Source organism: Roseivivax sp. CAU 1761, assembly GCF_054482755.1.
The window spans coordinates 73,716-90,277 of record NZ_JBTLRM010000002.1; the positions used below are offsets into that span (position 1 = coordinate 73,716).

Here is a 16,562-nt window from a genome sequence, read left to right on the forward strand (position 1 = left end):
AAGGGAGGAGACTTCATGTTCAGAACCACGTTTACCGCGGCCGCCGTCGCGGCCCTCGCCGCCGGCGCCGCCCAGGCCGAGTTCCCCGAGCGCCCGATCCAGGTCGTGGTGCCCTACTCCGCCGGCGGCTCGACCGACCTGTCGCTGCGCGTCGTCGCCGACACGTTCGAGCGGCTCTTCGACGGCCAGGTGGTGGTGCGCAACCAGCCCGGCGGCGGTGGTGCCATCGGCTCCTCCGCGGCGATCAACGCACGCCCCGACGGCTATACGCTGGGCGCCGGCGCGCAGGGACCGCTGGTGATCAAGCCGCTGATCGGCGGCACCGACTACCAGCTCGAGGACGTGGAGTTCATCGGCCTCTTCGCCCGCTCGCTGCAGGTCATGGTGGCCTGCGCCGATGCGCCCTTCTCGGATTACGAGGGCTTCGTCGAGGCCGGCAAGTCCGGCAAGCCGCAGATCGGCAATTCGGGCGCCGGCGGCGCCAACCAGATCTCGGCCGAGGCCTTTGCCGCCGCCGCGGGCATGGAGATCGAGTCGGTGCCCTTCAACGGCTCCTCCGAGGCCCGCACCGCCTGTATCGGCGGCCATATCGACGCCATGGTCGCCTCCCCGGCCGAGGCGCTGGCCGCCGCCGAGGCCGGCCAGATGACGCCGCTCTTCGTCATGGAGGACGAGCGCATCGACCTTTTCCCCGACACGCCGACCGCGGTGGAGAAGGGCGTCGACTTCACCTGGTCGTCCTGGAAGGGCCTGATCGGCCCCAAGGGCATGGACGAGGCGACGCTCGCCTGGCTGCGCGACGCGGTCGAGCAGGTCGCCAATGACGAGGAGTTCCGCACCACCCTCACCGATATGGGCGAGTTCGTCACCTTCGAGGACGGCGAAGCCTTTGCCGCCCGCGCCGCCCGCGACGCCGAGATGACCCGAGCGGTGCTGGAAGACCTCGACATGCTGGGCCTGAACAACTGAGGCGCTGAGCCCTCCGGGGGCGCCCGTCGCGGCGCCCCCGTCCACCCGTCCCGCCGCCGCGCGGGCCTTCCGACCTGTCGCCGGGGACGCCATGGAAACCCTTGCCTTTCTCACGCCGCTGCTGAACCCGCAGATCCTGCTGACCATCGCGGCCGGCACGCTGGGCGGGCTGGTGATCGGCGCGCTGCCGGGACTGACCGCCACGATGGGCGTGGCGCTGCTGATCCCGCTGACCTTCGGCATGACCCCGGTGATGGGGCTGAACATGCTGATCGGCATCTATATCGGCGGCATCTACGGCGGCTGCGTCTCCTCGATCCTGCTGCGCACGCCGGGCACCCCGGCCTCCGCCGCCACGGTGCTCGACGGCTACCCGATGGCGCAGAAGGGCGAGGCCGGCAAGGCGCTCGGCATGGCGACCATCGCCTCGACCATCGGCGGGCTGGTGGCCGCGGTGGTGCTGGCGACGCTGGCGCCGCAGCTGGCCGGCATCGCGCTGGAATTCGGCGCGGCGGAATATTTCGCCCTGGCGCTGTTCGGGCTGACCATCATCGCCTCGCTCTCGGGCGATCTCCTGAAAGGCGCGATCTCGGGCCTCCTGGGCATCCTGATCTCCACCGTCGGCGCCGACCCGATCTCGGGCGTGTTGCGCTACACCTTCGGGGTGCAGGGCTTTGCCTCGGGCTTTGCCTTTACCCCGGCGCTGATCGGCCTCTTCGCGCTGTCCGAGGTGTTCTCCCAGATGGAGCGCATCGCCGCCGACGAGGCGCCGATCAAGCGCGTCGCCGGGCGCTGGCCCAGCCGTGCCGACATGTCCGAGAGCCGCGGCGCTTTGGTGCGCGGCTCGCTGATCGGCACGCTGATCGGCATCATCCCCGGCACCGGCTCGGGCACCGCGTCGTGGATCGCCTATAACGAGACGCGCCGCGCCTCGAAGACGCCCGAGAAGTTCGGCACCGGCTACGCCCCCGGCATCGCCGCCACGGAATCGGCCAACAACGCCGTCTGCGCCGCCGCGCTGATCCCGCTTTTGGCGCTCGGCATCCCCGGCGACGTGGTGACCGCGGTGCTGATGGGCGGTCTCTTGATCCAGGGTCTGGCGCCGGGACCGATGCTGTTCCAGACCAACCCCGACGTGGTGGTCGGCATGTTCGGCGGCACCTTCATCGCGACGATCTTCATGTTCGTCTTCGGCATGGCGTTGATCCCGCTCTTCTCGCGCATCCTGATGATCCCGCGCCGGCTCCTGGCCATGTCGATCGTGGTTTTCTGCTTCATCGGCTCCTTCGCGATCAACCTGAACCCGGTCGACCTCTACACCATGGTGGGCTTCGGCGTGCTGGGCTGGGGGATGCAGAAATTCGGCTTCAGCCAGGCCGCGCTCTGCATCGCGCTGATCCTCGGGCCCCTCTTGGAATCGAACCTCCGCCGGGGCCTGTTGCAGAACGACGACAACGTGCTGGCCTTCATCTCCACCCCGATCTGCCTGCTGTTCCTCGGCCTGACGCTCCTGTCGGCCGGCTGGCCCGCCCTGTCCCGCGCGCTGCTGCGCCGCCGCGCCGCTCCCAACCTTTAAGGACCGCTCTCATGACCGCGCCCAAAGAGGCCTTCGTCGCCCTCGTCACCTGCTTCAACGACGACGAGACCATCAATTACGACGCTACGCGCGCGCAGGTCCGCCGCCAGGTCGCGGCCGGCAACAACATCATGTGCGCCGGTACCAACGGCGATTTCTCCGCCCTGACCTTTGACGAAAAGGTGCGCCTGACCGGCGAGGTGGTGAACGAGGTCGCGGGTCGCGCCAAGGTCATCGTCAATGCCGGCATGCCCGCCACCTTCGAGACGGTGGCGCTGGCGCGCGAGGTCGACCGGCTCGGCGTCGACGGCATCGCGGTGATCACGCCCTTCTTCATCGCCTGCACGCAGGACGGTCTGGTGCGCCACTTCACCGCCGCGGCCGACGCGGTCGAAACGCCGGTCTACCTCTACGACATCCCGGCGCGCACCCAGAACCACATCGCGCCCGAGACCGCGCGCACGCTCGCCCGCCACGGCAACATCGCCGGCATCAAGGACTCGGGCGGCGCGCAGGAGACGCTGGAGCAGTACATGGCGGTGGGCCGCGAGGAAGACGGCTTCGACGTCTATTCCGGCCCCGACCACCTGGTGCACTGGGCGTTCCGGAACGGCGCGCGCGGGGCCATCTCGGGCCTCGGCAACGTCCTGCCCGAGGTGCTGGCCGAGATCGTGCGTTGCTTCAATGCCGGCGACGAGGCCGGCGCCGCCAAGGCGCAGGAGACCTTTGGCGCCTTCCGCAGCGACCTCTACACGCTGGGCTACCCGCCGGCGCTGGTGAAACGCGCGCTCTGGGTGATGGACAATTCGGTCGGCGCCTCGCGCCAGCCGGCGCTGCTGCCCGATCCCGAACAGGACCGCCAGATCGCGGCGATCCTCGCCAAATACGGGCTCGTCTGATGGCGGTGATCGTCACCACCTCGCCCGGTTTCGGCAAGCATGGCCGCGTCCCCGACCTGATCGCCGAACGCGGCTGGGAGCTGGTGCGCTGCGCGGATGCGGTCGAGGTCGCCGACGCGCTGCCCCGCGCCGACGCGCTGGTCGTGGGCCTCGTGCCGGTCGAGGCAGACACGTTGCGCCACGGGCCGCGCCTGCGCGGCGTGCTCAAGCATGGCGTGGGCGTCGACAACATCGACATTCCCGCCTGCAGCGCCGCCGGCCTGCCGGTCTGCAACACGCCCGCGGCCAATGCCGACGCGGTGGCGGAACTGGCCGTGGGGCTGATGTTCGCCATGGCGCGCTTCATCCCGCAGGGCCATGCCTCGGTCACCTCGGGCGGCTGGGACCGGCGCATCGGCACGCAGCTGGGCGGCAAGACGCTGGGCATCGTGGGCCTCGGCAACATCGGCAAGCGACTGGCGAAGCTGGCGCTCGGCCTCGGGATGGAGGTCATCGCCACCGACCGCTTCCCGGACGAGGACTTCGCGGCGCAGCACGGCGTCACCTTCGGGCCGCTCGAGGACCTGCTGGCGCGCGCCGACTACGTCTCGCTGCACGTCTTCGGCGGCGCCGGCAATGCCGCGCTGCTCGACGCCGCGGCGCTGGCGCGGATGAAGCCGGACGCGAAGCTCATCAACCTCGCCCGCGGGGAGGTGGTCGATCTGGATGCGGTGGCCGAGGCTCTCGCCGCGGGCCGCCTCGGCGGTGTCGCCGTCGATGCCTATGTGACCGAGCCGCCCGACATATCGCACCCGGTCTTCGCCCACCCGAACGCCATCTTCACCCCGCATTCCGGCGCCGACACAAGCGAGGCGCTGGAGAATGTCGGCCTGATGGTGATCGAAAGCCTCGACGCGCTGCTCGCCGGCCGGACCCCGCCGCGCTGCCTGAACGGCGACGACCTGGCCGCCCGCTGAGCCATTCCCGTTAAGGAGGGACGCAATGTCCGACACCCCCATCGTCATCACCATGGGTGACCCGTCCGGCGTCGGCGCCGAGGTCACCGTCAAGGCGCTGGCCAGCCTGTCGGCCGAAGAGCGGGCCCGCTACGCGGTGATCGGCGACGCCGACACGCTGGACCGCGCGGTCCGCGCCTGCGGCCTGTCGCTGACGCTCTCGCCGGAGGCGGGCGGCGACGGGGTCCGGGTGATCGAGGTCCCGACCCCGGGCCTGCCCGGCGCCTTCGGGCAGCTGTCCGAGGCCTGCGGCGAAGCGTCGTTCCGATACATCGAGAAGGCGGTCGAACTGACGCAAGCGGGCGCGGCGGCGTGCATCGTCACCGCGCCGATCAACAAGGCGGCGCTGAACGCGGCCGGGCATCACTATGACGGCCATACCGGGATGCTCGCGCACCTGACCGGGTGCCGGTCATCGTGGATGCTGCTGGCCTCGCCGACGCTGAACGTGCTGCACGTCTCCACCCATGTCTCGCTCAAAGACGCCATCGGCCGGGCCACCCCGGAGCAGGTGCTGGAGACGATCCGCACCGGACATGCGCATCTCCGCCGCATGGGCATCGCGCGCCCGCGCATCGCCGTCGCGGGGATCAACCCGCATTGCGGCGAGGGCGGATTGTTCGGACGCGAGGATGACGACCAGATCGCTCCCGGCGTGGCCCGTGCGCGGTCCGAGGGAATCGACGTCGAGGGCCCGATTTCGGCCGACACGGTCTATCACCGCGCCAATACCGGCGCCTTCGACCTGGTGATCGCGCAGTACCACGACCAGGGCCACATCCCGATCAAGCTCATCGCCTTCGACACCGCGGTAAACGTCTCGCTGGGCCTGCCCATCGACCGCGCCTCGGTCGATCACGGCACCGCCTTCGACATCGCCGGCACCGGCCGTGCCAATCACGTCAACATGCTGGCCGCGCTCGATTATGCCGGCCGTCTTGCGGCGCGGCGCCGCGCGGCTGCCTGAAACCGGCGCGCCAGGATCGGCGGGCGCCGCGTCAGGGTCCGGGGGCCCTCCCCGGGCGGCGGCGCCGGGTAGCGGCGCAGCGCGGCCCTCATCCGCCGATCGCCGCGCCCGGCAAACCGACGCTTGACTTGGGGCCTTCGATCGGCAAATGTCCGGACATACGAATATTAGGTGAAAGTCGGGAACAGCGCATGCGGCAAGTGGGACCCAACCGGTTCAGGGGCGAGATCGGGCTCTATTTCGAGGATTTCGAGGTCGGGCATATCTACGAGCATCGCCCCGGCCGCACCCTGACCGACCAGGACAACATCCAGTTCTCGCTGATGACGATGAACTACCATCCGATGCATTGCGACGCGCATTTCGCCTCTCAGAGCGAGTTCGGCAAACTGCTGATCAACAGTGGTCTGACCGTGGCGACGGTGCTCGGCATGTCGGTGCCCGAGGTCTCGGGCAAGGCCATCGCCAATCTCGGCTGGGAGGAGATCAAGCTGATGGCGCCGGTCTTCTCCGGCGACACGATCTATGCCGAGAGCGAGGTGCTGGAGAAGCGCGAGAGCCGCTCCCGCCCCGGCCAGGGCATCGTGCGCGTCCGCACGCTCGGCAAGAAGCACGACGACACCGTGTTCATGAGCTTCGAGCGCTCGGCCCTGATCAAGAGCCGGGCCGCCGATGCGGAGAGCCCGACGAATTACTGACTTACGCGGCGCAGGGGAGTGCGGCGCATCACACCGAGGGAGGATCATCCATGACATTCAAGACGCTTGCCGCGGCGCTCGCCGCGACGACGATGCTGGCCGGGGCCGCGTCGGCCGCCGAACTGGTGCTGCCGAGCGAGGTCGCCGCCAGCCACTGGAAGACCGATTACATGAACCGCTTTGCCGAAGAAGTGGGCGAAGCCACCGGCGGCGAGATCGAGGTCAAGGTCTTCCCCTCCGGGCAGATCTATTCCGACCAGGCCGCGCTGGCGGCGCTCGGCACCGGCGCGGTGCAGATGGTCTGGCCGGTCTCCGTGCGGCTCGAGACGGTGGCGCCCGAGACCGGGGCAATCAATCTGCCCTTCGCAATCTCCGACGAGATGATGGCCGATGCCTGCATGAAGACCGGCATCCGCGACCTGATGACCGAGCAACTGTCGAAGGCCGGTTTGCGGGTGCTGGGCCTGCTGCGCACCGCCGATCTCTACTTCATCTTCTCCGACCGCGAGGTCGCCTCGATGGAAGACCTCGACGGCGCCAAGGTGCGGGTCACCGGTGGCCGGGTGGTGCAGGACACGATGCACGCGCTCGGCATTTCGCCGGTCTCCATGGCGGCCTCGGAGATGTCCACCGCCCTGAGCCAGGGGGCCATCGACGGCGTCTTCACCTCGCCCGCCGGCTGGGCCGAGATGATCGGCATGACCGGCCAGAACGCCTTCTATGTCCCCGGCCTGTCGATCCTGACCTACGCGGTGGTGGTCGATGACGCCTGGTACCAGGCGCTGCCCGAGGCGCATCGCGAGGCCATCCAGGCGAGCATCGACGGCATCACCGAGACGCAGTGGGAAGAAGCCATCGAGAAGGACAAGGAATCGCTGGAGAAGATGACCTCGCAGGGCGCCAAGCTGGTGGTCGCGGACGAAGCCCAGATCGCCGCGTGGAAGGATCTGACCGCCGGCACCTCGGCCAGCTTCTCCGAGAGCCACCCCGAGGCGGCCCAGGCCCTGAAAGCGCTGGAGGCCGAGTGTGGCGCGCCCAGCTGAGTCCGCTCCGGCGACCGGCGGCCCCGTGCCGCCGGTTCGCCGCACCCCCTGGGACCGCTTCGAACAGGGCCCGCTGACCGCCGCCGGCACCGTGCTGCTGATCGCCGCCACGCTGATCATGCTGGTCGAGGCCGGCGGCCGCGCCTTCTTCGACCACAGCTGGTTCTGGGCCGAGGAAGCGGTGCGCTTCATGATCCTCTGGGCCTTCTTCCTGACCCTCGGCGCGGCCGGCGCGGGCGGCTACCACATCCGCAGCGACCTCGTGGTCAGCCTGCTGCCGGAGCGGCTGCGGGTGATTGCCGGCGGTCTTGCCGGGCTGATCGGGCTCGGCTTCGCGGCGATCCTGTTCTGGGGCGCCCTGCCGCAAATCCGGCGCTACTACACCATGGGCATGCTGTCGGAATCGAACCTCGAACTGCCGATGTGGCTGGTCTTCATGGCGATGCCGATCGGCGCCGCGTTGCTCGCCATCTTTTATCTCCGCGTGCTCTGGCGCGCGCTCAAGGGCCGCGATCCGTTCTTCGAGGACGACGACGGCGCCGCCGGAAAGTTCTGATCCATGATCCTGGCAATCGCCCTCGTCCTGATCCTCGTCCTGCTGTCGCTCGGCGCGCATGTCGCCACGGTGCTGGGCCTCGTCACCGCGGTGATCGTTCTGTCGGTCAGCGGCGTGCCGGCCACGGTGATCGCGCAGACCGCCTTTTCCTCGGTCAATTCCTACCCGCTGATCGCCATTCCGATGTTCATCCTCGCCGGCAACCTGATGATGCGGGGCCAGATCGCCGCGCTGATGATCGACTTCGTCGGTGCCGTGGTGCGCGCGGTGCGCGGCGGGCTGGCGCTGACGGTGCTCACGGCTTCGGTGTTCTTCGCCGCGGTCTCGGGCTCCTCGGTGGGCTCGGCGGCGGCCATCGGCCGCTCCACCGTGGCCGGCCTGCGCGAGGAGAAGTACCCGCCGCGCTTCGCCGCCGCCATCGTCGCCGTCGGCGGCACGCTGGGGCTGATGATCCCGCCGTCGCTGGGCTTCATCCTGATCGGCTCCATCGTCGGGCTGCCCATCGACACCCTGTTCATCGCGGGCCTGCTGCCCGGCATCATGGAGGCGATCCTGCTGTCGGTGGCGACTTTCTGGCTGAGCCGGCGCGGCGGCTACGGCGCCAAGGCGCAGGCGCCGGACTGGACCCGCTTCGCCCGGCTGGCGCCGCGCACGGTGCCGGCGCTCTTGATGCCGGTGCTGGTCCTCGGCGCCATCTACACCGGCTTCATGACGCCGACCGAGGTCTCGGCCTTCGCCGCCGCCTATGCCGCCTTCCTCTGCCTCGTGGTCTACCGCTCGGTGAACCTCCGCGGGATCTGGACGACGGCGCGCGAGAGCCTGCTGCAGACCTCGATGATCTTCGCGGTGGTCATGGGCGGCAGCCTCCTGGGCTTCATCCTGGCGCGCATGGGGGTCTCGGCGCAGCTCGTCGCCTCCCTGCAGGAGGCCGGCCTCGAATGGTGGCAGTTCATCATCGCGATCAACCTCGTGCTCCTGGTGATGGGCATGTTCCTCGACGGGATCGCGCTCATCGTGCTGACCGCGCCGCTGCTGTTCCCGATGGCGCAGGCGCTCGGCATCAATCCGGTGCATTTCGCGGTGATCATCGTCGCCAATGTCGAGATCGCCACCCTGACCCCGCCGATCGGGCTCAATCTCTTCGTGATGAGCGGCATCTCCCGCATCCCGGTGCACGAGGTCGCCCGCGGCGTGCTGCCCTTCTACGCGGTCCGGCTGCTCGGGCTCGGCCTCATCTCGTTCATCCCGGCGATCTCGCTCGCCCTCGTCTGACCCCTCGGGAGGAAACCATGAAGGACACGACGACCGACACCCGCGCAGAGGCGACCATCGCCGAGACGCTGGCCGGCTTCGCCACCGACCTCGCGCCGGGCGTCATTCCGGCCGAGACCGCCGAGCGCGCGCGGCTGCTGATGCTCGACGCCTTCGGTATCGCGCTGGCCTCCACCCAGTACGATTTCGCGCACCGCGCCCATGCCGCGCTGAGCGAGCTTGGTGGCGGCGGCACCCGCCGCGTCATCGGCTTCGGCACGCAGCTGGCGCCCCGCGACGCGGCGATGCTCAACGGGCTCCTGATCCACGGGCTCGACTACGACGACACGCACACCGCCGGCGTCATCCACGCCACCGCGCCGGTGCTGCCGGCGGCCCTGACCATGGCGCTGGAGACCGGCGCCAGCGGGGCGGAGATGCAGACCGCCTACATCGCCGGCATGGAGGTCGCGACGCGGCTCGGCAGCGTCGCGCGCGGCGGCTTCCACCAGGTCGGCTTCCACCCGACCGGGCTGATCGGCATCTTCGGCGCTGTGATCGCCGCCGGGCGGCTGCGCGGGTTGACCGCGGCGCAGCTTGCCGGCGCGCAGGGCATCGCGCTGTCGATGGCCGGCGGATCGCTGGAATTTCTGCAGGACGGCGCCTGGACCAAGCGGATGCATCCCGGCTGGGCCGCCGCCGCGGCGATCACCGCGGTCACCATGGCACGGCACGGCTTCGTCGCGCCGAAGGCGGTCTACGAGGGACGCTTCGGCCTCTACAACGCCTATCTCGGCCCCCGCGCCGAGGGGGCCGACCTGGCACTCGCCACCGAGGGGCTGGGCAGCGTCTGGGAGGTCGGCCACGTCGCGGTGAAACCGATGCCGGCCTGCCACTTCACCCATGCCTGCGCCGATGCGGCGGTGGCGCTCCACGCCGAACACGGGCTCGCCGCCGAGGACATAGCGGAAGTCACCGCGCTGGTCCCCGAGGAGGTCATCAAGACCGTTTGCGAGCCGCGCGAAACCAAGGTGGCGCCGCAGAACGGCTACGACGCGCAGTTCTCCATCCCCTACGCCGTGGCCTCGGGCCTCCTACGGGGCCGCTTCGGCCTGCCCGACCTCAACCCGGCCGCCTATACCGCGCCCGAGATGCTGGCCTTCATGCCGAAGGTGCGCCACGCGGTCGATCCGAACTCGCGCTTCCCCAAGTACTACAGTGGTGAGGTCGTGATCCGCACCACCGACGGGCGCGAGCTGCGCCACCGCGAGGACATCAACCGCGGCGCCTCCGACCGGCCGCTTTCGGCCGCCGACATCACCGCCAAGTTCACCGAAAACGCCTGCATGAGCTGGACCCCGGCCCGCGCCGAGCGTCTGCGGGAGGCCGTGCTCGGCCTCGACACCGCCGACCACCTCGCGCCGCTGGAACGCCTGCTCGCCGGCCAGGCCCGCTGAGGAGAGACCCGAGACATGACCGGCATGCAGGAACAGGATCGCATGATCCTAGACAGCGTCGACCGCTTCTGCCTCACCGAGATCGACCCGGTGGTGCACGACCTCGAGGCGCGCGACGAATACCCCGCCGAGATCGTCGAGAAGATGAAGGAGATGGGCCTCTTCGGCTGCATCATCTCCGAGGAGCACGGCGGACTCGGCCTCTCGACCGAGGTCTATGCCCGGATCATCGAGCGGCTGGCACGGTCGTGGATGTCGGTCTCGGGCATCGTCAACAGCCACCTGATCATGGCCGCCGCGGTGCAGCGCGCCGGCACGCCCGAGCAGAAGGCCGAGTTCCTGCCGCGCTTCGCCACCGGCGAATTGCGCGGCGGCATCGGCCTGACCGAACCCGACGCCGGCACCGACCTGCAGGCGATCCGCACCACCGCCCGGCGCGACGGCGACGCCTACGTCGTCAACGGCACCAAGACCTGGATCACCAACTCGAAATACGGCAATTGTATCGCGCTGCTGGTCAAGACCGACCCCAAGGCCGAGCCGCGCCATCGCGGCATGTCGCTGCTGATCGCCGAGAAGGGTCCGGGCTTCAACGTCGCCCGCAAGCTCGAGAAGCTGGGCTATCGCGGCATCGACACCTGCGAGCTGGAGTTCAAGGACTACCGCGTGCCGGTGGACCGGCTGATCGGCGGCGTCGAGGGTCAGGGCCTGAAGCAGATCCTCTCGGGCCTGGAGCTCGGCCGCATCAACGTCGCCGCGCGCGGCGTCGGCGTGGCGCAGGCGGCGCTCGACGAGGCGACGCGCTACAGCCAGATCCGCAAGACCTTCGGCAAGCCGATCTGCGAGCATCAGGCGATCCAGCTGCAACTGGGCGAGATGGCCACCCGGACCGAGGCATCGCGCCTGCTGACGCTGTCGGCCGCCCGCGCCTATGACCGCGGCGAGCGCTGCGACATGGAGGCCGGCATGGCGAAATATTTCGCCACCGAGGCGGCGCTGGAAAACGCCACGGCCGCGATGCGGATCCATGGCGGCTACGGCTATTCCAAGGAATACAACGTCGAACGCCTCTATCGCGACGCGCCGCTCCTGACCATCGGCGAGGGCACCAACGAGCTGCAGCGCATCATCATCGCCAAGCAGCAGATCGAAAGGAACCCGGCATGAGCCTCCCCCTCGACGGGCTGCGCGTGCTCGCGGTCGAACAATACGGCGCCGGTCCCTTCGGCACCCAGCACCTTGCCGATCTCGGTGCCGAGGTCATCAAGATCGAGAACGCCGCGCAGGGCGGCGATGTCGGCCGGCTGGTCGGCCCCTACTTCTTCGGCGAGGGCGACAGCCACTTCTTCCAGGCCTTCAACCGCAACAAGAAGTCGATCACGCTGGACCTGAAATCCGAGGACGGTCGCGCCGCGCTGCACAGGCTGGTGGAGAGTGCCGACGCGGTCTTCAACAACCTGCGCGGCGACCTGCCGGCGAAGCTCGGCCTCGATTACGCCGCGCTCGGCAAGATCAAACCGGCGATCGTCTGCTGCCACCTCTCGGCCTATGGCCGCGACGGCGAGCGCGCCGACTGGCCGGGCTACGACTACCTGATGCAGGCCGAGGCGGGCTACCTGTCGGTCACCGGCGAGCCGGGCCAGCCGCCTTCGCGCTTCGGCCTGTCGATCATCGACATGATGACCGGCACGATGTCGGCGCTGGCACTGGTCTCGGCCGTTCTGGGGGCGCGCAGCACGGGACAGGGCCGCGACATCGACACCTCGCTCTACGAGGTCGCGATGCACAACCTCAATTACCTCGCCACCTGGTATCTCAACGAGGGTGTGAACACCGGGCGGCACCCGCGCTCCGCGCATCCCTCGCTGACGCCCTCGCAGCTCTACAAGACCGGCGACGGCTGGATCTTCATCATGTGCAACAAGGAGAAGTTCTGGGGCATCCTCTGCACCGCCATCGGCCGGCCCGAATGGGCCACCGACACGCGCTTCTGCGACTTCAAGGCCCGCCTCGCCAACCGCGACGCGCTGACCGAGGCGCTGGACGCCGCACTGCAGGCCGACACCACCGAGGGCTGGATGGCCCGCTTCGGCGGCAAGGTTCCGGCGGCCCCGGTGCACGACATCGGCTCGGCGCTCGACGCGCCCTTCGCGCGGGCCCGCGGCACCATCGCCGAGGTGCCGCACCCGACGCGCGGGTCCATCGGCACCGTCGCCTGCCCGATCCGCTGCCCCGGCGAGACGCTTCCGCTGCGTCCCGGTCCGGCGCTCGGCGCGGACACCGACGACATCCTCGGCGCGATCGGTATGCTGCCCGAGAAACACAAGGAATCCGTGGGGTAAGACATGGAGAAGGACACACGCTTCGGCGGCCGCACCCGCTATGCCGCGCTCGCCGAGGCGCTTCTCGAAGACATCCAGTCCGGGCGCTACCCGGTGGGCAGCCTGCTGCCGCCGGAGATCGACCTCTGCCGCGAATTCGACGTCTCGCGCCACACCGTGCGCGAGGCGCTGCGGCGGCTGGTCGATCTCGGCCTGCTGTCGCGGCAGGCCGGCATCGGCACCACGGTGCGCGCCGACCGCATCGCGGCACGCTACGTGCAGGCCGGCGAAGGCGCCTCCGACCTGATGCGCTACGTGCGCGATGTCAGCCTGCGCGTCACCGGGTCGGAGGACGTGACCGCCGAGGGCGAGCTCGCGCAGCTGATCGGGTCGCCCGAGGGCAAGGGCTGGCTGCACCTCTGGGGCGAGCGCTTCATGCCCGACGACGACCGGCCCATCGCGCTCACCGAGATCTGGATCGCGCGCTCCTACCGCGGCATCCTCGATGACCTCGCCGCGCCGACCGAGCCGATCTACGCGCTGATCGAGCGGCGCTACGGGCTGACCACCGCCGAGATCCGCCAGACCATCGAGGCGGTGATCCTGACGCCCGAGGCGACGACCCGGCTGGGGGTGCCCGAGGGCGCGCCGGGGCTGCGCATCACCCGCACCTACATCGCGGCATCGGGCGAGGTCTACGAGACCGCGATCTCGCTGCATCCCGGCGAACGCTTCAGCTATTCCAACACCTTTAGGGTCGAGGCCGACGTGCAGGAGCGCTCGTGAGATCGCCCTGGACCGTCCTGGCCGCGACCATCGCGATCCAGGCGATGATCTCGGCCGCGGCGCTCGCCGGGCCGGTGCTGGCGCCCGACGTGGCGGCCCGGATCGGCACGCGCGCGACGCTGGTGGGCGTGCAGGTCGGCCTCGTCTATGGCGCCGCGGCGCTGGCGAGCCTCGCCGCCGGGAGGGTGATCGCCCGGCACGGCGCCCTGCGCACAAGCCAGGGCGCGCTGGCGCTGGCGGCGGCGGGGCTGGCGGTCTGCCTGACCGGTAGCCTGCCCGCCATCGCCGCCGGATCGCTGCTGATCGGCCTCGGCTACGGCGTGGTGACGCCGGCCAGTTCGCACCTCCTGGCGCAAAGCACGCCGGCGCATCGCATGGGCTTCGTCTTCTCGCTGAAACAGACCGGGGTGCCGCTGGGCGGCATTCTCGCCGGGCTGACCCTGCCCCCCCTCGCGCTGGCCTTCGGCTGGCGCGCGGCCCTGGGGCTGGCGGCGGTGTCCTGCCTGCTGGTGGCGCTGACGGCGCAGCCGCTGCGCGCCGTGCTCGACCGCGACCGCCGCCGCGGCGGCGGCACCGGCGCCCCGCCCGCGCTGAAGACGCTCTTGGCCGATCCCGGCCTGCGCGGGCTGGCGCTGACCTCCTTCGTCTTCGCGGCGATGCAGCTGATCCTGACCGGCTTTCTCGTGACCTATCTGGCGCAGGCGCGCGGGCTGCCGCTGGCGCAGGCCGGGGCGACCCTTGCCGTGGCGCAGGCGGCGGGCGTCGCGGGCCGGCTGCTCTGGGGATGGTGCGCCGACCGCTTCGCCACGGCGCGGCAGGTGCTGGCGCTCCTGGCCGCCCTCTCCGCGGTCTGCGCCGCGGTCTTCGCGCAAGGCACCGATGCCGGTGCGCTGCTGCTGCTCGGCGCGGTCTCGGCGCTCTTCGGGGCGGCGGCGATCGGCTGGAACGGCGTCTTCCTGGCCGAGGTGGCGCGCATCGCGCCGCCGGGCCGGGTCGCCGCCGCCACCGGCGCGGCGCTCTTCATGACCTATGCGGGCGTCGTCGCCGGGCCGCCGGCCTTCGCAGCGCTGGTCGAGCATTTCGGCTACGGCCCGGCCTTCGCCGCGGCCTCGGCCATGATGGCCGCGATGGCCCTCGCGCTGCTGTTCGGCGGCGGCGCGGACCGCGCGGCAAGACTGACGGAGTCCCCGAGATGAACCATGCCCGATCCTTCCTCTTCGTGCCCGGCGACCGGCCCGACCGCTTCGACAAGGCCCTGGCCGCCGGCGCCGATTGCACCATCCTCGACCTCGAAGACGCGGTCCGTCCGGAGGCCAAATCTGAGGCCCGCACCGCGATCGCCGCCTGGCTCGACGCCGGCAACCGCGCGTCGCTGCGGATCAACCCGCCGGAGACGGAGCTGCATGCCGAGGACCTGACCCTCGCCGCCCATCCCGGCGTCGCCGCGGTGCTGCTGCCCAAGGCCGAGAGCGCGGAGGCCTGCCGCGCCGTCCTCGCCGCGCTGCGCCCCGGCGTGCCGCTGCTGCCGCTGATCGAGACCGCCGCCGGGCTCTACGCCGCGCGCGAGATCGCGGCAGAGCCGGGCGTCGCGCGGCTGCTCTTCGGATCAATCGATTTCATGGCCGATTGCGGCATCGAGGACGAGTCCGCGGGCCTCGCCCATGCCCGGTCCGCGCTGGTCCTGGCCTCCGCCGCCGCCGGCCTTGCCGGGCCGGTCGACGGCGTGACGCTGGCGCTCGACGATGCCGAGGCGCTGGCGGCCGATTGCGCCGCGGCGCGCGGCCTCGGCATGGCGGGCAAGCTCTGCATCCATCCCCGGCAGGTCGCGGGCATCAATCGCGGCTTTGCGCCCAGCGAGGCGGAGATCGCCGCCGCCCGCCGCATCGTTGCCGCCGCGTCCGAGGCCGGAGCGCGCGGCGCCATACGCCTCGACGGCAAGCTGGTGGACCGCCCGGTGATCGACCGCGCCGCCCGGGTGCTGGCGGTCGCGGAGGGCCGTTGAGATGGACGGCGGCGGCCCCGACGTTACCCGTGCCCCGCTGCGCTTCCACGATGTCTGCGCGCGCTTCGGCATCACTCCCCGGACGCTGCGGCACTACGAGGCGTTGGAGATCCTGACCGCCGACCGCGGCGGACCCGACCGCGTCTACGACGCGCGCCAGCAGGTGCGGCTGGAACTGGCGCTGCGCGGCCGGCGCCTCCGGCTGCGGCTGGAGGACATCCGCCAGATCCTCAATATCTACGACACCGACGGACCGGCCGCGCAGGCCGCCCGCTGGCATGCCGAACTCCGTCGCCAGCGCCGCGCCCTGGCCGCCGAGCGCGACGAGCTGTCCGCCATCCTGTCCGAGATCGACGAGGTTCTCCCCCGGCCCGCCAGACGCCACGCCTGACGCGACAAGCGAAACCCGTGCGCGCGCGGCCGCCTGGCCGCCGCCCTGTCCGGACGTCGCGGACGGCCTGCCCCGCGCGCGCCGCAAACCGCGCCTCGACGCGGCTCTCGACCGGGTCACATGGTCCGCGCGGGACTTGCCCTCGGACAAACGGACCTAGACCACGGCGGCCTCGAACGAGGCGGCCCCGGCCGGGGCGATGGCGAGCGGGACGCTGCCGCGGATCACAGCCGCACCGCCCGGGCGTGCTCCTCGTCGATCGACTGGCAGGCGCCGGTCGCGACCATGGTGCGGGTCGCATCGATATCGGCATAGGTCCAGAAGATGCGCATCACCGCGTCGCTTTCGTTCAGGAAACGGTGCGGGACATCGGCCGGGATCCAGGTGGTGTCGCCGGCCTTCAGCGCGTGCCGCGCACCGCCGATCTCGGCCACCGCTTCGCCCTCGAGGATTAGAACGGACTCCTCGCAATTGTGGTAGTGCAGGCCGATCCGCGCCCCGGGGTCGAAGGCGGTGATGCCGTTGATCAGGCTGGTGGAGCCGCAGGCGCGGGTCACCAGCGGAATGGTCCGGGCGCCGTTGCCGCGGTCATTCACCGGCAGCGTATCGGGGCTTAGGATGGCGGGGGCAGTCTTGGTCATCGGGGTCTCC

General features: G+C 70.5%; 17 protein-coding genes. 16 read left to right on the forward strand and 1 reads right to left on the reverse strand.

What is annotated here, in order from left to right:
• Window positions 1–15: 15 nt before the first annotated feature.
• The 16 genes from ACXYMW_RS02070 to ACXYMW_RS02145 all read left to right on the forward strand — a co-directional run bounded on the left by ACXYMW_RS02070 (window position 16) and on the right by ACXYMW_RS02145 (window position 15,911).
• Entirely contained in the window at window positions 16–969 is a 954-nt protein-coding gene (locus tag ACXYMW_RS02070) for a tripartite tricarboxylate transporter substrate binding protein (protein WP_459033628.1), read from the forward strand.
• Between the two features lie 91 nt (window positions 970–1,060).
• Window positions 1,061–2,545 (forward strand): tripartite tricarboxylate transporter permease, encoded by a 1,485-nt coding sequence (locus tag ACXYMW_RS02075; RefSeq protein ID WP_459033629.1) that lies wholly within the window; start codon window positions 1,061–1,063, stop codon window positions 2,543–2,545.
• An 11-nt stretch (window positions 2,546–2,556) separates the two neighbouring features.
• Window positions 2,557–3,444 carry a dihydrodipicolinate synthase family protein gene (locus ACXYMW_RS02080; protein WP_459033630.1) on the forward strand — a complete coding sequence of 296 codons (888 nt, stop codon included), beginning with the start codon at window positions 2,557–2,559 and terminating at the stop codon, window positions 3,442–3,444.
• The gene (locus ACXYMW_RS02085) at window positions 3,444–4,400 is read left to right on the forward strand and encodes a phosphoglycerate dehydrogenase (RefSeq protein WP_459033631.1); all 957 of its coding nucleotides are present in this window, start codon (window positions 3,444–3,446) and stop codon (window positions 4,398–4,400) included. Before ACXYMW_RS02080 ends, ACXYMW_RS02085 begins: the two co-directional genes overlap by 1 nt.
• 25 nt (window positions 4,401–4,425) lie before the next feature.
• A complete protein-coding gene (gene pdxA / locus ACXYMW_RS02090; protein ID WP_459033632.1) occupies window positions 4,426–5,406 on the forward strand; it encodes a 4-hydroxythreonine-4-phosphate dehydrogenase PdxA in 981 nt (326 codons plus the stop codon).
• A 191-nt stretch (window positions 5,407–5,597) separates the two neighbouring features.
• Window positions 5,598–6,104, forward strand: coding sequence for a MaoC family dehydratase (locus ACXYMW_RS02095; protein WP_459033633.1), 507 nt, complete (start codon window positions 5,598–5,600; stop codon window positions 6,102–6,104).
• A 50-nt stretch (window positions 6,105–6,154) separates the two neighbouring features.
• Window positions 6,155–7,147: a TRAP transporter substrate-binding protein DctP gene (gene dctP, locus ACXYMW_RS02100; protein ID WP_459033634.1), complete on the forward strand. Its 993-nt coding sequence runs from the start codon at window positions 6,155–6,157 to the stop codon at window positions 7,145–7,147.
• Between the two features lie 25 nt (window positions 7,148–7,172).
• A complete protein-coding gene (locus ACXYMW_RS02105; protein ID WP_459033635.1) occupies window positions 7,173–7,703 on the forward strand; it encodes a TRAP transporter small permease in 531 nt (176 codons plus the stop codon).
• A 3-nt stretch (window positions 7,704–7,706) separates the two neighbouring features.
• Window positions 7,707–8,975, forward strand: coding sequence for a TRAP transporter large permease (locus ACXYMW_RS02110; protein ID WP_459033636.1), 1,269 nt, complete (start codon window positions 7,707–7,709; stop codon window positions 8,973–8,975).
• Window positions 8,976–8,992: 17 nt separating this feature from the next.
• Complete coding sequence (locus ACXYMW_RS02115; RefSeq protein WP_459033637.1) at window positions 8,993–10,411, forward strand: MmgE/PrpD family protein; 1,419 nt, start codon at window positions 8,993–8,995, stop codon at window positions 10,409–10,411.
• 15 nt (window positions 10,412–10,426) lie between these two features.
• The gene (locus ACXYMW_RS02120) at window positions 10,427–11,578 is read left to right on the forward strand and encodes an acyl-CoA dehydrogenase family protein (RefSeq protein ID WP_459033638.1); all 1,152 of its coding nucleotides are present in this window, start codon (window positions 10,427–10,429) and stop codon (window positions 11,576–11,578) included.
• Window positions 11,575–12,753, forward strand: a complete 1,179-nt coding sequence (locus tag ACXYMW_RS02125) for a CaiB/BaiF CoA transferase family protein (protein WP_459033639.1) — start codon at window positions 11,575–11,577, stop codon at window positions 12,751–12,753. The genes ACXYMW_RS02120 and ACXYMW_RS02125 overlap by 4 nt, the downstream gene beginning before the upstream one ends.
• Before the next feature lie 3 nt (window positions 12,754–12,756).
• Complete coding sequence (locus ACXYMW_RS02130) at window positions 12,757–13,518, forward strand: GntR family transcriptional regulator (RefSeq protein WP_459033640.1); 762 nt, start codon at window positions 12,757–12,759, stop codon at window positions 13,516–13,518.
• Window positions 13,515–14,714 carry an MFS transporter gene (locus ACXYMW_RS02135; protein WP_459033641.1) on the forward strand — a complete coding sequence of 400 codons (1,200 nt, stop codon included), beginning with the start codon at window positions 13,515–13,517 and terminating at the stop codon, window positions 14,712–14,714. The genes ACXYMW_RS02130 and ACXYMW_RS02135 overlap by 4 nt, the downstream gene beginning before the upstream one ends.
• Window positions 14,711–15,520 carry an HpcH/HpaI aldolase/citrate lyase family protein gene (locus tag ACXYMW_RS02140; protein ID WP_459033642.1) on the forward strand — a complete coding sequence of 270 codons (810 nt, stop codon included), beginning with the start codon at window positions 14,711–14,713 and terminating at the stop codon, window positions 15,518–15,520. Before ACXYMW_RS02135 ends, ACXYMW_RS02140 begins: the two co-directional genes overlap by 4 nt.
• 1 nt (window position 15,521) lies before the next feature.
• A complete protein-coding gene (locus ACXYMW_RS02145) occupies window positions 15,522–15,911 on the forward strand; it encodes a MerR family DNA-binding protein (protein ID WP_459033643.1) in 390 nt (129 codons plus the stop codon).
• A 224-nt stretch (window positions 15,912–16,135) separates the two neighbouring features.
• Here the strand turns inward: ACXYMW_RS02145 and ACXYMW_RS02150 are convergent, their stop codons facing one another.
• Window positions 16,136–16,552, reverse strand: a complete 417-nt coding sequence (locus ACXYMW_RS02150; protein ID WP_459033644.1) for a cupin domain-containing protein — start codon at window positions 16,550–16,552, stop codon at window positions 16,136–16,138.
• Window positions 16,553–16,562 lie beyond the last annotated feature (10 nt).